Origin of the sequence: Bradyrhizobium sp. Leo170 (assembly GCF_004296405.1) — a bacterium.
Taxonomy (GTDB): Bacteria; Pseudomonadota; Alphaproteobacteria; order Rhizobiales; family Xanthobacteraceae; genus Bradyrhizobium.
Genome location: NZ_PSRR01000854.1, coordinates 1 through 546, shown reverse-complemented (window position 1 = coordinate 546; position 546 = coordinate 1). Strand labels below are relative to the sequence as shown.

The 546-nt window shown below is 58.2% G+C and carries 1 pseudogene; it reads left to right on the top strand.

Annotation, left to right across the window (positions count from 1 at the left end):
• Window positions 1-195, top strand: a pseudogene (locus CWO89_RS45095) (IS256 family transposase); the annotation flags it as partial.
• Window positions 196-546 lie beyond the last annotated feature (351 nt).

Here is a 546-nt window from a genome sequence, read left to right as displayed (position 1 = left end):
ACCAACGCGATCGAACGGCTACACGAGGAGTTCAAGCGACGGATCAAGACCCAGACCGTGCTGCCTTCCGCCGACACCGCTGCCATGTTGTTCTGGGCCTTGCTGGCTTCCGGACAGATCAACATGCGCAAGATCGACGGCTGGAAAACCCTCGCCGCAAAACCCATCGCTCAGCAGATTGACCTCGCCGCCTGACAAGCTACGTTCAAATTCTCGGAGCCTGCGTCACGCCAATTCCAACCACTTTCCTGACGGCACCGGTAGACGCCCCCGAAGTGATGCTCCTGGAAACGGCCGTTGTCATCATGGAGCTCACTGACGAATGTAAACCAAGCGGATCAAGACTGCGACTCGCATCAGGCCGACCTGTCAGTTTTTTGCCAAACGGTCGCCGAGCCTCTCGAGGAAGTGCCGGAGTCGCTTGGCCATTGGGGGGACGTCGGCTATGTGTCCGAGCAGAATCTCTTGCCGACGAGTCGGCGAACGATCCGCATTCGCATGTGGCGGAGATCTTCATCAAGTGACAAGTCGCGGAGCTATGCGGAA